The 17,662-nt window shown below is 31.2% G+C and carries 15 protein-coding genes and 1 riboswitch; of the genes, 4 read left to right on the forward strand and 11 right to left on the reverse strand.

The window, feature by feature from the left end; all coding sequences use genetic code 11:
- Positions 1-117: 117 nt before the first annotated feature.
- The 3 genes from LQ688_RS05290 to LQ688_RS05300 form a co-directional block, all read right to left on the reverse strand.
- The gene (locus LQ688_RS05290) at positions 118-1,353 is read right to left on the reverse strand and encodes an acetylornithine deacetylase (protein ID WP_239724050.1); all 1,236 of its coding nucleotides are present in this window, start codon (positions 1,351-1,353) and stop codon (positions 118-120) included.
- 20 nt (positions 1,354-1,373) lie between these two features.
- Complete coding sequence (gene tenA, locus LQ688_RS05295; protein WP_239724048.1) at positions 1,374-2,051, reverse strand: thiaminase II; 678 nt, start codon at positions 2,049-2,051, stop codon at positions 1,374-1,376.
- Positions 2,052-2,120: 69 nt separating this feature from the next.
- A riboswitch (TPP riboswitch) is annotated at positions 2,121-2,229 on the reverse strand.
- Between the two features lie 64 nt (positions 2,230-2,293).
- On the reverse strand, positions 2,294-3,013 hold the full coding sequence (locus LQ688_RS05300) for an epoxyqueuosine reductase QueH (RefSeq protein ID WP_070045182.1): 720 nt from the start codon (positions 3,011-3,013) through the stop codon (positions 2,294-2,296).
- 208 nt (positions 3,014-3,221) lie between these two features.
- On the opposite strand from LQ688_RS05300, the gene LQ688_RS05305 reads away from it, so the two are divergent.
- Complete coding sequence (locus tag LQ688_RS05305; protein WP_147640795.1) at positions 3,222-4,076, forward strand: DMT family transporter; 855 nt, start codon at positions 3,222-3,224, stop codon at positions 4,074-4,076.
- Positions 4,077-4,144: 68 nt separating this feature from the next.
- On the opposite strand, the gene LQ688_RS05310 is transcribed toward LQ688_RS05305, so the two are convergent.
- The 8 genes from LQ688_RS05310 to LQ688_RS05345 form a co-directional block, all read right to left on the reverse strand.
- Positions 4,145-4,504, reverse strand: a complete 360-nt coding sequence (locus LQ688_RS05310; RefSeq protein WP_239724046.1) for a DUF2200 domain-containing protein — start codon at positions 4,502-4,504, stop codon at positions 4,145-4,147.
- A 19-nt stretch (positions 4,505-4,523) separates the two neighbouring features.
- Positions 4,524-5,696 (reverse strand): YbfB/YjiJ family MFS transporter, encoded by a 1,173-nt coding sequence (locus LQ688_RS05315; protein ID WP_239724044.1) that lies wholly within the window; start codon positions 5,694-5,696, stop codon positions 4,524-4,526.
- Between the two features lie 150 nt (positions 5,697-5,846).
- Positions 5,847-8,435 (reverse strand): NEAT domain-containing protein, encoded by a 2,589-nt coding sequence (locus tag LQ688_RS05320; RefSeq protein ID WP_239724042.1) that lies wholly within the window; start codon positions 8,433-8,435, stop codon positions 5,847-5,849.
- A gap of 182 nt (positions 8,436-8,617) precedes the next feature.
- Positions 8,618-9,691, reverse strand: a complete 1,074-nt coding sequence (locus LQ688_RS05325; protein WP_239752664.1) for a YkvI family membrane protein — start codon at positions 9,689-9,691, stop codon at positions 8,618-8,620.
- A 182-nt stretch (positions 9,692-9,873) separates the two neighbouring features.
- Positions 9,874-11,193, reverse strand: a complete 1,320-nt coding sequence (locus LQ688_RS05330) for an Nramp family divalent metal transporter (RefSeq protein WP_070045187.1) — start codon at positions 11,191-11,193, stop codon at positions 9,874-9,876.
- 208 nt (positions 11,194-11,401) lie between these two features.
- Positions 11,402-12,670, reverse strand: a complete 1,269-nt coding sequence (locus tag LQ688_RS05335) for a pyruvate MFS transporter (protein ID WP_064211778.1) — start codon at positions 12,668-12,670, stop codon at positions 11,402-11,404.
- 247 nt (positions 12,671-12,917) lie between these two features.
- Positions 12,918-13,625, reverse strand: a complete 708-nt coding sequence (locus LQ688_RS05340; protein WP_064211777.1) for a MerR family transcriptional regulator — start codon at positions 13,623-13,625, stop codon at positions 12,918-12,920.
- A 114-nt stretch (positions 13,626-13,739) separates the two neighbouring features.
- The gene (locus tag LQ688_RS05345; RefSeq protein ID WP_017000192.1) at positions 13,740-14,423 is read right to left on the reverse strand and encodes an RluA family pseudouridine synthase; all 684 of its coding nucleotides are present in this window, start codon (positions 14,421-14,423) and stop codon (positions 13,740-13,742) included.
- A 230-nt stretch (positions 14,424-14,653) separates the two neighbouring features.
- Between LQ688_RS05345 and LQ688_RS05350 the strand changes: the two genes are divergently transcribed.
- From LQ688_RS05350 to LQ688_RS05360, 3 genes are all read left to right on the forward strand, one after another.
- Positions 14,654-16,759: a BglG family transcription antiterminator gene (locus LQ688_RS05350; RefSeq protein WP_050988905.1), complete on the forward strand. Its 2,106-nt coding sequence runs from the start codon at positions 14,654-14,656 to the stop codon at positions 16,757-16,759.
- Positions 16,760-16,778: 19 nt separating this feature from the next.
- Entirely contained in the window at positions 16,779-17,246 is a 468-nt protein-coding gene (locus LQ688_RS05355) for a PTS sugar transporter subunit IIA (RefSeq protein ID WP_239724036.1), read from the forward strand.
- Between the two features lie 64 nt (positions 17,247-17,310).
- Complete coding sequence (locus LQ688_RS05360; RefSeq protein ID WP_239724034.1) at positions 17,311-17,589, forward strand: PTS sugar transporter subunit IIB; 279 nt, start codon at positions 17,311-17,313, stop codon at positions 17,587-17,589.
- The last annotated feature ends 73 nt before the right edge of the window (positions 17,590-17,662 follow it).

Genomic DNA, 17,662 nt, shown 5'->3' on the forward strand with positions numbered 1-17,662 from the left:
GAAATATATAGCGCTAACGTGCTTGTTTATAATCACTAGCTAGTTAGAATATGTAACAGGCTAGTCTTTTATTTCTTGCACGTTAGAGCACCCACTCTCTTCTAGTTTATTTCACTTTTATAATTTTTCAGGGTTTGAATACCATTCTTTTAAAAATTGATATAATACGTCGCTAAAGTTTTCTAAGTCTTTTATTTTTATCTTTTCGTTTACTGAGTGTGCTTCTTTTAGCTCTCCAGGTCCATATAATATTGTTGGAATGTCAAAATAATTCAACCATCCTCCGTCTGTAACGGTCGTACTGATTCCTTGTTGTAGCGGACTTTCCATAACTTTCTCATGTGCTTTTGCTAACATTTTGAGTCCTAGGTGTTCTGTCGGTAATGTGAAACTAGGAAAAATCTCACCTTTGTCTTCGATCATGGAAGATCCGCCCCATTCAAATTGTAACGGGTTATCTCTCAACCAAATGTCCGCTTCTGCTACTTTATTTAAATATGATTCGATTTCTTCAACAACTTCTTGGTAATTTTCATTCGGTAAATAATGCACCGTAATCCATAATCGACATTGGTCTGCTATAAATGCAGGGTGACGCCCTCCTTCAATAACGGCTGGGTTAATTGTTGTTGTTCCATTTGGCATATTTGGATATTGTTTCATAACAGACCAATGTTGTTCTAATTCTTGCAATGCTTGTATTATTTTGCTCATTTTTTCTATTGCACTTGCTCCAAATAATCCTCCACCAGCATGTATCATCTGTTGTCTAGCACCATCATGTATGGTTTCTTTACTTTGTACAGTTATCCATCCAGTTATTACGCCACCTTGACCTTGTGCTATTTGATTACTAGTATCTAATACTATAGCTAAATCGGCTGCTTCAATTTGTTCGCAAGCATTCTTTGTACCTGCTTCTCCTACTTCTTCACCTACTACAGATTGAATGATAATATCGCCTTTCGGTTGAATATCTTCTTTACAAAGTTTTTCAATCACATATAATAACGTTCCAAATCCACCTTTCATGTCGCTCACACCACGACCATATAAATATTCATCTGCTTTCGTTAACTGAAATGGAGGATGCAACCATTCTGAAGTATCTCCAACTTCTGCTACATCTACATGACCATTTAAAATCAATTTAGGTGCATCTTTGTCCGTTCCTCTCAACACCGCATTAATGACACTATCATTTTCATATAATGGTATGCGTTCTATTTCAAAATTAAGTTCTTTAAGTAAATCTTCAACGTCATCTTGTAATGGATCAGTGTTGCGAGCAGGAGGACTTTCAGTATTAAACTTGATGAGCATATCGATTAAATCAAAATGTCTTTGGTTCATTTCTACTACCTGCCTTTAGTTTATTTTACTGGCACTGACCACGTTTCTAAATTCTCAGCCATCTCCCAGAACATATATTCATAGTAGCTCGTCTTTACGACTATATTTTCTAATCGCGCTAATTCTTCTTCAGTCTTACCTTCAGCTACTTTATCCATTAATTCAATACAATCTTCTTTAAATAAAGTAAATTCGTCAGATGAATACATTTTCACCCATTCTCCGTAAAGTGGATGTTCTGTTGCTCCTTCAATATTTGCTAGTTTCAAACCAATATAATTATAGCTCCATGTACAAGTTAAAATAGCTGCAATCACATTTTCAATTCCACTTTGTTGAGCTAAATTCAGCATATAGCTTGTATATGCTACAGTAGTTTCTGCTGGTTCTGTTTCTTGTAGCTCCTCTTCAGAAATGTCGAATTGCTTAGCATATCCGCGGTGTAAATCCATTTCTGTATGCAACGTTCCATTTGCCAAATCTGCGTACGTTGTCATCATATTTAAGTCTGTAGATTTAGATGCTCCTATTAAAAATAATCTCGTATACTCAATTAAATAAATATAATCTTGCCTTAACCAATGTTTAAATTTTTCTTGTTCCAACGTACCTTTACCTAACTTTTCAATAAATGGATGTTCTAAATAAGATGCCCAAATTGGTTCGACACGCTCAAATAATCTTTCTGTAAATTTCATGATATTTTCCTCCTTAAGAATATAAAAAAACGCTATTTTCCATTAGAAAATAGCGTGTACTCACATGCAGATAAAGTTACGCCACTTTCCTACGCTAGTATCATCTAGATCAGGTTCAAGGAATTTTAAAGTTAATCTTTAATCTCAGCCTAAAAATAAGGCACTTCCAGTGGTTTCTTCGTATATTTAATTAGTTCGTAACACCAACATACATTCTTTTTATATTTTTTGCAAATTTCAATTTATTCACATGACTTTAAAAATGCTTTAGCACTTTTATTCACTTCTTTAAAATCAATACCTTGTTGCATAGCCGCAAATACACAACCACAATAGCATTGTCTAAAAATATCATATTCCTTACACATCGTAATTGATCTTTCATATCCTTTATTCTTCTTAAAATCACTCGGTAAATAATGAACATTATAAATACTTTGTACTTCCATACCTAATTCATTAATCAATTGAGCGTTCTTCTTAGGTGACAGTGTTAAAGCACTCGCAAAATAGTCATAGCCTAAGTTTACAGCCGCTTCAGCAACAAGTTCTAGACGCATTTCAAAACAAGCAGTACACCTTAGACCACCTTCATTCTCATCAGCAAGTTCTTTATCCTTTACCATTTTCATAAATTTATGTGGCTCATATGGCGCCTCTATATATTTGACATTCGTATTCATTTTCTCATTAAAAGCTGTAACAAAATCTTCTTGAACCTTAGCTCTTCTTTGATACTCAGCTTTAGGATGAATATTAGGATTCGCAAAATAAATCGCAACATCAGCATATTCCGTTAACAACTCTAACGTATAAGTACTACAAGGTGCACAACAACTATGAATTAAAATACTAGGTCTTTCCTCTTGACGCTCCCAATCACTTATCATTTTTCTCATTACTCTATCGTAATTAATCTTTTGATTTTTCATCTTATCAATAATGTTATTCGCAGCAATCAACCTCAACACTCCTTATGTTAAAAATTGTAAAATATATTTTATTTTATAACAATCAGTGATAAGAGGCAATTGTGTTAAGGTTGGATTAAGTATGAAGTTCGTTAATTATATAAAAACTAAATTCACTTTGTTTAAATTCTTATATTTCTTCTGTAACATCATAATTGGAGTTTAATTTTAGTATAACTTTTAAGTAAGGAGGTTAATTATGAGAAAGTACACTTTATTATTTACTTTAAGTTTAATTTGGGGCTCTCAATTTTTATTCATTGCTCTGATTACACATGATGCTTCTTCTATTACGATTTCTTTTTATAAAGCATTACTTGCTACTTTATTTTTATTTATAATGACATTATTTATGCGCAAAACGCCCTATAAAAAACAATGGGGTCTTTACATATTAATTGCTATTTTTGAAGTTGTTATTCCATTTATATTTATTGTGCAAGGTCAGCGTTATATTTCTAGTGGTATGGCTTCTATTATTATTGCATTAACACCTGTGTTCACATTGTTTATTTTAATTTTAATTAGACAACGTAAATTTAATTTAGTTGAGATTTTTGCTTTAATATTAGGTATTTTTGGTATTGTAATACTTTCTTGGAATCCTGAAAAGTTAGGTTTAGTAGAATATGTTTCGCTAGGTCTATTATTAATTGCTTCATTGAGTTTTGCTATATCTTTAGTTCTTATGCAAAATTTACAAGATGACGTTCCAATCCATCATATGAGAAACGTTTTATCGATTGCGACCATTATTTTAATACCAATTACTATATTTTCTTCTAATACATTTACTTTACACTTTGATCCTTTACAGTGGTCTTCCTTGATCATACTTGGTTTAGTCCATTCTGCTTTAGCTTATGTTATTTATAACATTCTCGTTAGACAATACGATGCTGTGTTTGCTTCGTTATCAAATTATATTGTACCTGTCGTTGGGGTATTATTAGGCGTTTTAATATTACATGAGCATTTAACGCTTAACATTATAATTGGTAGCGCAGTTGTTTTATTATCATTGATTATTTCTCAACAAGTTAAAAGCGGCTAAAATATTTAAATTTCATAATAAAAAGTCTTGTTCTTAAATCAGAACAAGACTTTTTATACGTTATAATATTATTGTTTTTCTTTTCTATATATATTCTCTTTCTTTTTTCCTTTTGCTAGTTCATCTATAAGCTTATCTAAGTATCTAATCTCTTGCATGATTGGTTCTTCTATATCTTCAACACGAACACCACAAATGACACCTTTAATTAATCTTCTATTTGGATTTAAATTTGGTGCTTCGTTAAAGAATGTTTCGAAGTCAGTTCCTGCTTCTAATATTTGTTCTAATTCCTTCTCATCATATCCTGTTAACCAAGTAATAGCTTCATCTACATCTTCTTTTGTTCTGCCTTTTTTCTCTACTTTTTTCACATAATGAGGATATACACTTGATACGCTCATTGAATATATTTTATGTTTTTCCATAATATCTCTCCTTTAAATTCTATATTCTTGTTTTCATTTTCACTTGGCTTAAACTACTTGCTATTAAACCTAATATAAGAAGTATAGATGCAAAAATTAAAGCATGGTTATAATTGTTCGTATCTCCAATTAATATGCCGGCAAAGTAAGGTGCGATAACTTGTCCTAAACTATATATAAATGTAAGTATAGCTACAAAATTCATACCTTGAACAGCGCTTATAACTTGCCCTTTTGACATAAATAAAGTCGTTAAACCTAAAAATGTAGAACCAAATAAACAAGAACTAATAATAAGACTTATTATACTATGAGAAAATACAGGTAAAATTACGCCAATGATTTGTAACATAAACGCTAAATTGACAGCCTTTGCGTTTCCAATCTTATTACCTAATATCGACCATAATACACATGACGGGATTGCAGCTAAACCAACAAACATCCAACTTAAAGCAGCATATTCATGTAAATTCGGGATAGATTCCACGATTGCTACTAAAAATGTACCGGTAACAATATATCCAGCGCCTTCAAGTAAATATGCAATTGAGAAGAATACGAAAAACCATTTCGTATATGTCTCTTTATGAGGTACTTTTAAATCTTTCTGTTGCGTCTTTATAGGATCTTCAATCTCTTTCATTGAAAATACTACAATTGAGCCAATTATAAGTGATGAAACACCTAGTATTATCCAGGTTCCCGACCAATTTTGTGCACTAGTATAAAAATGTACAAATATACTGCTCGTAAAAATACCAATACCCACTCCACTATATAAGAAACCTGATAAATGTGATTTATTCCCTTTATTTAACGATTCTAATACTACATTTGAAGCCAATACAAAAACTGTACCACTCGTAATACCTGCTATAAATCTCAGTATATTCCATGTAATAAACTCACTTGTAAAGCCCATAAATAGTACGGAAATAATATTGATTAATAAATATATTTTTAAATCGATTACTTTACTTTTAAATATGTAAAACGTAGGTATCATTGCTCCTAATAAATATCCCAAATAATTAATTGTAGCTAATAATCCCGCATCTTGATTACTTAAATTCGTCGCTTTTTGCATAAATGGCAAAATAGGTGTATATGAAAAGCGACCTATCGCCATCACGATAAAAAGAGACAACATTCCGAGTAATAGTTGTTTATATGTTTTATTTACCGACAAAGTTGTACACCTCTTTCTAACTACTTAATATTATTATCTACTTCTTATCTATCATAAACAATATCAAATCTCATAAAATTCAATACAAAAACAGAGACAACTCTTGTCATTTTAAGAATCGCCTCTGTTTTTCATTTTATATTTTAATTATTATTTTTCTTCTTTTCTTTTTCTTTTACCAAATAAGAAGAACGCTCCAAATGCTGCTAGTAAAGATCCAAATAATGTTGTATTTACAATTTCTGATTCCCCAGTTTTAGGTAAAGCTTTTTTATTTTCTTTTTGTTTAGATTTCTCTTCTGCTTTTCCTTTATTATCTTTTTTCATCATTTCTTTACTATTTGTTTGTTTCATTGCCGACATATTAGATTGTTTTTCTGACATACTTGATGTCATACCAGTTGTGTTTTTAGCGTCTTTCATCGGCACGTCTTTCATTTTGTTAGTACATTCTTTTTCATCAGACTTCTCTTCTGATTTTGTCGCCATTGATTTTTCTTCTGGCTTCATTGCTGGTTTTGTTGCCATCGGTTTCTCTTCTACCTTCATTGCTGGTTCTGATGGCATTGGTTTCTCTTCTGCCTTCATTGCTGGTTCTGATGGCATTGGTTTCTCTTCTGGCTTCATTACTGGTTTTGTTGCCATCGGTTTCTCTTCTGCTTTCATTACTGGTTCTGATGGCATTGGTTTCTCTTCTGCTTTCATTACTGGTTCTGATGGCATTGGTTTCTCTTCTGGCTTCGTTGCTGGTTCTGATGGCATCGGTTTCTCTTCTGGCTTCATCGCTGGTTTATCCATATTTGTTCCTGAATCAACAACATCACCTAAATCATTAATTCTAACGTGATAAGAACCTTCATATTCAACTTCAGGTGTAACTAAATGTATTTTGATAATTGTGTTATAAATATCTTTACCTTCTTCTAGAGGGAACATAATTGTTCTTTCATCTTTTTCTTTATCTCTATTTATAGTAAGTGGTCGTTTATATCCATCTTTACCTTCAACTTGGAAATCTTTCCACATAGAATCATGAGATAATGTCACAAGAAGCATCTTTTTACCATTTTGTTCGATCACTTGTACCGGTCGTTTCACTTCAAAATCCATATGTGATTGTTCTGGTTTCGAGCTGTGTAAGATTGTGATTTTTCTTTCATTTGGATTATTTATATCAACTTTTGTAATCGGTGCATTCTCAAACTCAGTTACAGCAGATTTTAATTCTTTATCTAATTTATTTTCTAGATCTTGTAATTCTTTTGTATAACTTTCTTTTTCTTTGTCTTGTACTTTATTGATTAATTTTTTAAGTTCGCGTATTTTATCTTCTAAAGTTTTAGCATTATCATATTTTTCTCTATCTTTTTTCTTTTTATAATCAGATTGGCTATCATAATTATTTTTCTCATTTACGATTGGTTTTTCGAATACAATTTTACCTAATGGATATTCATTAACCATACCCAATGCTTTACCAGTACCTTTAATTTTAATTTCTTTTGTATTTTCTTTTACTTTAACCCTTACTGTTGCAACTTCATTTTCAGTATCGTAAGAAACAACTTCATAATCTAATTTATCTGTTCCATCAAATAAATCAAACTCTAACCATGTAGAAGGTCCATCCACCTTAAATTCTACAATTGGTTGCTTACCATCAAAAATAATATGAGCTGGATTTTTAATCATTAAACTGTAATAAGTTAATTTTTCATTTGTTTCATTATTGAAAATCGCATAATTAATTGGTCTCATTTCATCATTTAATTTTTTATCATGAATAGAAGGATTTTTAACATCTTCTCTTAATTTCGAAGTCTGTTCTTCTTTATTTGCTGACATATTATCATTTTTAGGTTCTTCTGCTGGTTTAGCTGGCTCTTTAACTGGTGGTGCTGGTACTTCATTATCGAAAAATAAACGAGTTGTATATTTATTATCATAGTTTATAAATGGCACAACAATATGTACTTTTGATGTTAATTCTTTTACACCAGGGTTTACTTCAGCTTGAACAGTACGCTTGTCTTTGTCTTCTGATAAAGTTTCTATGTTTAATTTATTTGTTCCGTCATATAATTCGAACATTTTCCACCATGAAGGGTTTTTTAGAGTGAATTGTACATATGATTTATCATTCTCATGTTTAACTTTTGAAGGATGTTCTAAATAGTCATCCATAACTGATTTATCTTCCGTTTTTTCTTTTTTAACAACAAATCCTAAATCTTGTAATTGATTGTTTGCATTAGCTTTTTCATTAACGTTACTATTATCTGCCTGTGAAGGTTGAGTAGTTGGCTTATTTACTTCTGGTTGTACTTGTTCATTTGAGTTTTCAGCAGCTTTATCCGCTACTCGTGGTTGTTCTGCTGTATTCGTGTTGGGTTGAGCATTTCCATTCTGATTATTTTCTACTGTGCTATTTTCTTTATTTGGTTGAACTGTAGATGCTTCAGACCTTGTAGGTTCTTTATCTGCTTTCTTCTCAACTGTTGTGGCATCTGCAGGTTTACTGTTATCCGCAATATTTTGTGGCGCTTCTGTTCTTGCACTATTAAGGTCATTTACTGGAGTAGCTTGGTCATCCATTGCATGAGCTTCATGGTTAATACCTAAAAATAAAGTAGCTCCTATCGCTATGGATGCCGCGCCGCATGTGAATTTTCTAATTGAGTAGTGGTGTCTTGTCTTTGGTTCAGTTTGCTTCGTGATGTGATTTCGATGTTTTGACATGCTTAATCTCTCCTTAAATAAATTACAATGATAATGATAATCGTTATCATTAATTGCTTGAAAATATTATAGCATCTCAATTCCAGTTTTGAAATAATTTTTTTGGATAATTTTGTAAATTATTATTCAGTTAAAAAAAGACCGCTTCTTTTTACAAGAAACGATCTACTATAAATATATATTTAAACTAGTTTTTTCTTAGTGAATTTATTCATAATCCATCTAATAAATAGTGCGATTGATATGACTATACCTATATAACCAAATATCGGATAGAAGAAATTAACTAAGTCTACGAAACCTACGAAGCTTAATCCGTAGCCAAATAATAATCCGACAATGAGTAACATGAGATATTTTTTTGAATATGCTTTTGTAAAACGTGTTAAGAATGGATACATTAAACCAACAATTGTATTATATATTACAAGCATCATAATAATAGCCATACAAAATCCTAAAATAGGATGAATTTGTTCTGCCAGTAGTAATGTTGGCAAGCCATATTCGTTAGATTCTTTTAAGTTAACAAGCATGCCAACGTTTATTAGAAGCATCAATACAATAATAATGATACCTCCTATTAAAGGACCTCTTCTTGCTACTTTATGCGAACTAGCGCCCGATCCTACGATTGTTAAAAAACTAAACACTGTTGCCATATCTAACCCAGCATATGTAATTGCGTCCCACCACCATAATCCTGTTGGAGTACGATCTATTTGTCTATACTCATTCACTTCAGAAAAAGGAATCGTTGGATTGATAATATGGTACCCTGCAATAATTAAAACTAAAACAATTAAAAATGGTGTAATCGACCCTAATGCTTTCATAATGTTATCAAAGTTAAGCAATAAAGTTATAAATACTGCAATAGTCATAATCAAGGAACCTAGCCACGGCTCAATACCAAAACCATCTTGAAAGGCCGAACCCGCACCTGCAATCATAATGACAGAAAGACCGTACAAGAAGAAAATTAATATGTAATCAATTATGGTGCCTAGTTTGTTACCAAATATATTTACTAAGGAAACTTCATACGACTCTGTATCTAATCTGTATCCAACTTTTGAAACTTGTCGACCTACAAATATTACAATAATCGCAGTTAGTATAACGCCAGGGATGCTCCATAAGCCAAAATTCGTAAAGAATTGTAGAAGCTCTTGTCCTGTTGAAAAACCCGCACCTACAATTACGCCTGTATAAGCGAATGCTATTCCTACCGATTCTTTGTTGTGTGCTTTCACTTTAAAACTCTCCTTTAAATTTTCGCTATACAATTTTATCTTCCCTAATAAAATAAAATTATTCTAAAATTGTAAAATTATTTTGCACAACAGAAATAGTTGCTCATACTTCTTATAACCTCATCATATATAAAAAGCTGATAAAACACGTTTAGTTACGCATTCTATCAGCTTAATAAGTTTTATAAAAATTCTTGTATCGTTTCTATGATTAAATATATGTTTAAGATACTTAATACAACAGCTAAAATCCAAGATATGATGTTAATCCAAGTTTTATTAGTAAATTGTTCCCCCATTATTTTAGGATTATTCGTCGCCATAATTAACGGAATAATACTAAAAGGTAATGCTAAACTTAAAAATACTTGTGTAAATATTAACATATCTTCTATTTTTGATTCACTTGAACCATATAACCATAAACAAATGAACACTGGAATAACAGCTATCACACGAGTTACTAATCTACGTACCCATGGTTTTAATTTAATATTTAAGAATCCTTCCATAACAATTTGCCCAGATAATGTACCTGTGATGGTAGAATTCTGTCCAGATGCTAGTAATGCGATTGCGAATAATGTACTCATCACAGCGCCACCTACAGCACCGCCAACGTTTGAATGGCTTAGAGCATGGTATAAATCAAAGAATCTACCTAACGCTTCGTTACTGCCATAGAATAATGCGGCACCTAGTACTAATAATAAACAATTAATCACAAATGCAATTGTTAATTGAATATTAGAATCTATAATAGCGTATTTTATAGCACTTTTTTTACCTTGATTATTTCTTTTATAATTTCTAGATTGAACGATAGATGAATGTAAATATAAGTTGTGTGGCATAATCGTCGCGCCAATTATACCTAAAGCTATATATAACACACCCTTATTCGTTACAATTTCAGAACTAGGGATAAATCCAGCAAATAATGAACTCGCATCAGGGGATGATAAATATACTTCAAATACGAATATTACGAGAACTGTAAATATTAATACACCAACAATTGCTTCTATTTTTCTGAAACCTAATTTTATAATCATCAGTAATAAAAAGACATCTAACACTGTAATTGTGACGCCTAATGCTAAAGGAATATTAAATAATAAATTAAGAGCTATGGCACTACCGATTACTTCGGCGATATCTGTTGCCATAATAGCTAATTCTGCTAACACCCATGAAAAAATGCCAAGTGGTTTATTCGACATATACTTTGTAACTTGTGCTAAATCCATACCACTCGCAACACCTAAACGAGCACTCATACTTTGTAATAACATCGCTGCTAAACTTGATAATAAAATAATAAATAATAATATATATCCAAATTGTGCCCCGCCAGCCATAGATGTAATCCAGTTACCTGGATCCATGTATCCGACTGCTACTAGTAAGCCGGGTCCTAAATACATGAGAAATTTTCTAAAAGCATTTGCCTCAGAGTCAAAGGACACTGTACTATTAATTTCTTCTAAACTTCTGCCCATATCTAACACCTCTATATGAAGAGGATAAACCTATTAACTTGTTTTGTAAATATTTTTGTTAGGTATACCTAAACTTTTATACTAGTTTGAAATTGCATATATAATTAAAAACTCCTAATCCATTAGTTAAATATACTAGGATTAGGAGCTTTATTTTGATTTTGGGATTTACATCCCAAGATCATCTTTATAAATCATTAAACTAAACTTAAACGTTAGAATCTTTTACTAAAGGATTATCTGGTTTAATAAAGAACCACATAATGATTGCAAATACTACTGGTACCATCATTAATTGTAATGTCATTGTCCAACCAATTCTATCAGCTAGGAAACCTGCTAATAATGGACTGAGTAATGCACCGATGTTACCCCACAAGTTCATCCAACCTGAAACTGTACCTGCAAAGTTACGACCTAAATCAGTAGCTGTAGCCCAACTCATACCCATTGATAAACCTACACCACCTAAACAAAGTGATAACCAGAATATGTTCATAGCTAAACTATCTGTCGATAATGCAAAGTAAAGTGAGATACAGAATACAACAAATCCAGATATTGCGATTACGCCACGTGCCATAAATTTAGATTTACCGCTTGATAAAATTTTATCTGAAATAGTACCACCTAGCATAATCAATATAAACATTGCTAACCAAGGTGCACCTGCAATGAATCCCATTTTATTAAATTCTACATGATGTGTTTCGTGTATGTATGTAGGTAACCAAATTAAGAATAATGTGATAACAAACTGTACAACAAAGTATTGTGCTGCAATTGCGTAAAAACTGAATCTACTGAAAAATACTTTCCACGGAGCAGTAGTCTTATCAGTTTCTACTACATCACGCGTTTCCATAATATATCTTTGTTCAGCTTCGTTAACCATTTTATGTTGTTCAGGTAAGTCTTTCGCAATAATTGCCCAAAGTATAGCAATTACGATACCAACTAGACCGAATATATAAAACACTGCTTGCCAGCCAAAAGCGTTCATAATAGCAATTGTCACTATTGGTGCAATAACAGGTCCGAAATACGACCCTGCTAATAATGCAGAAGATGCTCTACCTTTTTCATTTTTATTAAACCAATAACTGTTAAATACTGCGTTAGAAGGGTACATTGGCGCTTCACCGACACCGAATAAGAAACGTACAAGATATAATAATCCGTGATTCTTAATAATACCTGTTAAAATTGTGAAAGCACTCCACCAAAGTAGTGCAATTGTTAACATTTTCTTGGGCCCAAATTTCTCCGCTAAAACCCCTGAAGGTACTTGCATTAAAGCGTAACCTAATGAGAAGAATGACGCTAATAAACCAAATTGCGTCTTGTTCATATTTAAATCTTCCATCATTGGTCCTGCAATTATAGAAATATTTGAACGGTCCATATATGCGATTATACCGATAATGAAAAATGCAATTGCAAAAAACCATCTAATATTAGTTCTTTTTTCCTTCATATTTATCCAACTTTCATAATTAATTTATCCATAAATTCATGTGGTCATATGATGACTTATTTAATAAATTGAATATAGCATAATAAGGAAACGCTTACAACATAAATTTTTATATTTTAAATTAAATATAGTTTGTGATTAATTGCACATAAATTAGATTAACTAAAAATTCCTTTTATTTTTAATACTAAAAAAGCCACCCCACTGAATTTATTATCAATGGCTCGGCTTTTTATAATCTATTATTTTATTTATATGTCTCAAGACAATAACTCTCTACACCACATTTTGGACACTTTAATTTTCTAGTTTGATACGTATGATTTGAAGTAAACCACTCTGAAAATTTTGGTTTGAAATCCCTTTGACAATTTGGGCACACATATTGAACGACCTCATAATAACGCTTTGAAGCTATTACTGCATATAATATGATAAATGGATAAACAAGAATAATTGGTTTCCATTTCTTTTTTAATATAGCCATCAATATACTACTGTATTGTATAACTCCTACGCCTATTGATATTCCCATAAACTTTTTTCGAAAGTTTTGCATCTTTTGATGTTCTTCAGATTTATTTCTTAAATTTAAAATATTAGATACAGGATAATTACTTTCTTTACTAATACTCTCTTTTACAAACTTAATTTGTTTATGCTTTTGCTTATTATGCTCTATATTATCGTCAAGTTGCAGTAACTTTTCATCTAACAACATATTGAGCGTTTTAATAGATTGCGTTGAATAAAGTAATTCTTTAATTTCTTTCAATGAAAAATTCATATCTTTCAATGTTGTAACAATTCGTAATTGATTGAGTTCTTCTTCAGTATAAAATCTTCTATTATTTAAAATCACACTCGGCTTAACTAAACCTTTCTTATCATAATACTGTACAGTTCTAACTGTGATATCACATAATTCTGCTACTTCACCTGTAGTCCACTTCATATTTTGCCTCCTCATTTTTATAACGATCACTATATTAGTGTTAGTTTAATTGTATCTTGTGACCTTACGTTATAAGCAAGAAGAAAATACTTTTTCCTTAATATTATGTACAGGTTAGACTGACGTATGTGTAAATTCAGCCCATGGATATTCTTTTGGTGGTTCTGATTCAACCGTAATCATTTCATCTTTAGTCGGGTGCTTAACACTTAAGCTAGATGCCCAAAGCGCAATTTGTTGCCCATGTTTATTTACGTGCTCCCCATATTTTTGATCACCATAAAGGGGTGTACCTTGATTAGCTAATTGAACTCTAATTTGATGAGATCTACCAGTTTTTAATTCTACTTCTAACATACTCAAATTATCTTTTTTACTTAACACTTTATATTCAAGTATCGCTTTTTTACCATCTTTATTCTTAGAACTAACGACACTTACAAGATTCTTCTTACGATCTTTGTATAAGTAATCCACTAACTCCCCTTGTTTATTAGGTAATGTTCCACGAATAATCGCTTTATATTTTCGATATATTTGTTGTTTCCTCAATTCATTAGACAAACGAGACGCTGCTTTAGATGTACGCGCAAATACCATCACGCCTCCTACTGGTCTATCAAGTCTATGTACAAGTCCTAGGTATACATCACCAGGCTTATTATATTTTTCTTTAATATAACTTTTTAGCATGTTCAATAAATCCATATCTTTTGATGCATCTTCTTGAACTGCAATATTGACTGGCTTCTCCACTATGAGTAAATGATTATCCTCATATAGTACATTAATATGCACTAAAATCACTCCTATATAAATAATTAAAAATTCTTATCAACTTTAAAATTTTGGGGTTTATAAAAATTTAATAACATTCAATATAACATTGAAATATAAAAAATCAATAATAGATAAATGGAATAAAAATACATCATTTATAAAAAATAAATACGCTTATTATGTACATAATCACAATGGTGTACATAAATATAAATAACATTTGTGATTAAAGGTTGTACAACTCTTTGATGTACTGTGATAAATTGGATTTAACAACAAAGGAGGGAATCAATATACAGAAGGAAAACTTTAATATCATAACTGAAATGATCAAAAATCCAAAAATAAAAGGTAAAGATTTAGAATCGATGTTTAACATTTCTCGCAGACAACTAGGATACAGAATTCAAAAGTTAAATGATTGGTTGAAAGAACAAGACTATCCACAAATAGAAAGAACTAGTCAAGGTTTCTTTATAGTTGATGATTCAATTAAAGATTTTCTTAATATTCCTAGTGAAACTCTCCATCAAGAAAGTGAGCAGGTTTATACAGCCTATCAGCGCGCGCACCTCATTTTGTTGATGTTGTTTAGAGAAGATGAAGTACTATCTTTAAATCACTTCTCAATCGATTTAGAAGTAAGTAAGAATACCGTGCTCAATGACATTAAACAATTAAAGGAATTAATAAGCTCATACAATGTATCAATTAATTATTCACGCCAACAAGGATATTACTTATCTGGTAATGAGTTTGAAGTAAGACGCTTATTGATGAGATTAATTGATAAAGTATTCACTTTAAATATTTCAGAAAATGACGTAATCAATAGTTTAAATATAGAAGAAGACAAAATAATATTGATTAACAAACACATTAATAAAGTGGAACAATATTTAAATAATATGTTCATTGACGAAAGTACACTTACATTACCTTATAAACTTTACTTGATATTAAGGCGAATTAATCACGATAAGATAGTCGCACCATTTTCTATTGGTTATGATGATCTTTCAGATACTCAAGAATATCAAGCAACTGAAATTTTAACTTCAAATTATCAAGAAATACCTATGCAAGAAAAGTTGTTTATAACTTTACAATTATTATCAACGAGTGTTCAATGGTCAGAACTACATGATGTTCAACATCTGCCAGAACTTCAATATGCACTTGAAGAAATGATTGAGCAATTTGAAAAACTAACATTTATTACTTTTAAAGATAAAGAATCGTTAATTCATCAGCTTATGCATCATATGAAGCCTGCATTTTATCGTATTCGTTATCAATTATCTGATGTTGATAGCTTAACAAATTCACTAAAAGAAGATTATAAAGAGCTCTTTCACTTAGTTAAATTATCTTCTAAACCTTTAGAAAAGTTTCTTAACCAAGAATTACCGGATAAAGAAACAGTTTATTTAACAATGTTAATAGGTGGAAGTTTACGAAGGCAAGATGAAGATATCGATCAGAAAGTAAAAGCCGTTGTTGTTTGTACACAAGGAACTTCTATTTCGAAATTAATGTTGCAAGAATTAAGAAGTGTATTTCCAGAATTTATTTTTCTAGATGCTTTGTCACTTCGCGAATTTAATCAATACGATTTAGATTTTGATATCGTATTTTCGCCAATGCACATTATGACTAATAAAAAATTGTACATTACAAAAACGATTTTGACTGCTCAAGAGAAACACGAGCTAAGGCAACATGTTTTTGGTCAATTAAATAACACTTTAGAAACAGATATCCAAGCCGAAAAAATGCTTTCAATTATACGTGAACATGCCACGGTTCATAACGAAGCTGAACTGTTCAATCAAATTAAAGATCAATTTGAAGATACGTATGCATATTCATCCATTAAAGCATCTACTTTGTCTATAAATAGCAATTTAGATTTACAAGATTTATTGCCTGTAAACCATATTCATTTCACAAAAAATGTTATGAATATCGAGGAAGCTATTCAATTAGCAGCTGAACCCCTTGTCAAAATGCGGTATATCGATAATCAATATATAGACTTGATGAACAATGCTTTTGACGATACTTATATGGTAATCAATCAAAATATAGCGATACCTCATGCTGATGGCGAGGACACTGTTAACCGTACTTCAATGAGTATGTTGGTACTAGAAGAACCTCTTAAATTAAGTACAGGGTTAGATGTTTATATCTTTGTAGTCATTGCTGCAGCTGATAAATTTAAACATTTACGTCCCCTGCTACAATTAAGAGATTTGTCTCAAGATACTCAAAATATTCAACGTATTTCACAAACTCAATCTAAAAGAGAAGTTTATGAAATTATTAAGCATTACTCAAAAATAGATTAAAACAAAGGGGTTGCGTTATATGCAAGATTTGAAAATCGATATCTCGAATGTCCTTATAGATTTAGAGGCATCGACAAATGAAGAAGCATTAAGTAAGTTATCTGACCATATGTATCAAAACGGATATGTTAAAGAATCTTATAAAGATGCTGTAATAGAAAGAGAACGTTCATTTGCAACAGGTTTACCAACTGTGTATTGTTCTGTGGCAATCCCGCATACCGACATTCAGCACGTACAATCTAAAGCAATCGGTATCGCTACGCTCAAAGAAACAGTTCCATTTGTCATTATGGGAGAAGAAAAAGAAACAACAGATGTGAAGTTAATTTTTATGCTAGCAATGGATAAAGAGGAGGCTCAACTTTCATTACTTCAAAAATTAATGGGCATATTCCAAAATGATGAAATTTTAGAAACTATTGCAAACGCAACTGACAAAGAAACAATTGTAGAAACGATAGATAAAGAATTAAGCGAAGTTTAAAAAATTAAAATATAACAGGAAAAGAATTTAAATATTAAATTCTTAAAATTAGGAGGAAATAATTATGAAACAAGTATTAGTAGCATGTGGAGCAGGTATCGCAACATCAACAGTGGTAAATAACGCAATCGAGGAAATGGCTAAAGAACACAATATTAAAGTAGATTTAAAACAAATTAAAATTTCAGAAGTTGGCGCATATACGGATACAGCAGACCTTCTCGTTACAACAGCTATGACTCAAAAAGAATATGACTTCCCAGTAATTAATGCACGAAACTTCTTAACTGGTATTGGTGTAGAAGATACTAAAAAAGAAATCTTAGACGCTTTACAAAAATAATAAGTTTTTAAAATCAAAATAACTAGCATGTGGTTGAAATTCACAACTTTGATATTTCAACCTCATTCTTCTA

The sequence above is a fragment of the Mammaliicoccus sp. J-M40 genome (assembly GCF_022386395.1).
Taxonomy (GTDB): domain Bacteria; phylum Bacillota; class Bacilli; order Staphylococcales; family Staphylococcaceae; genus Mammaliicoccus; species Mammaliicoccus lentus.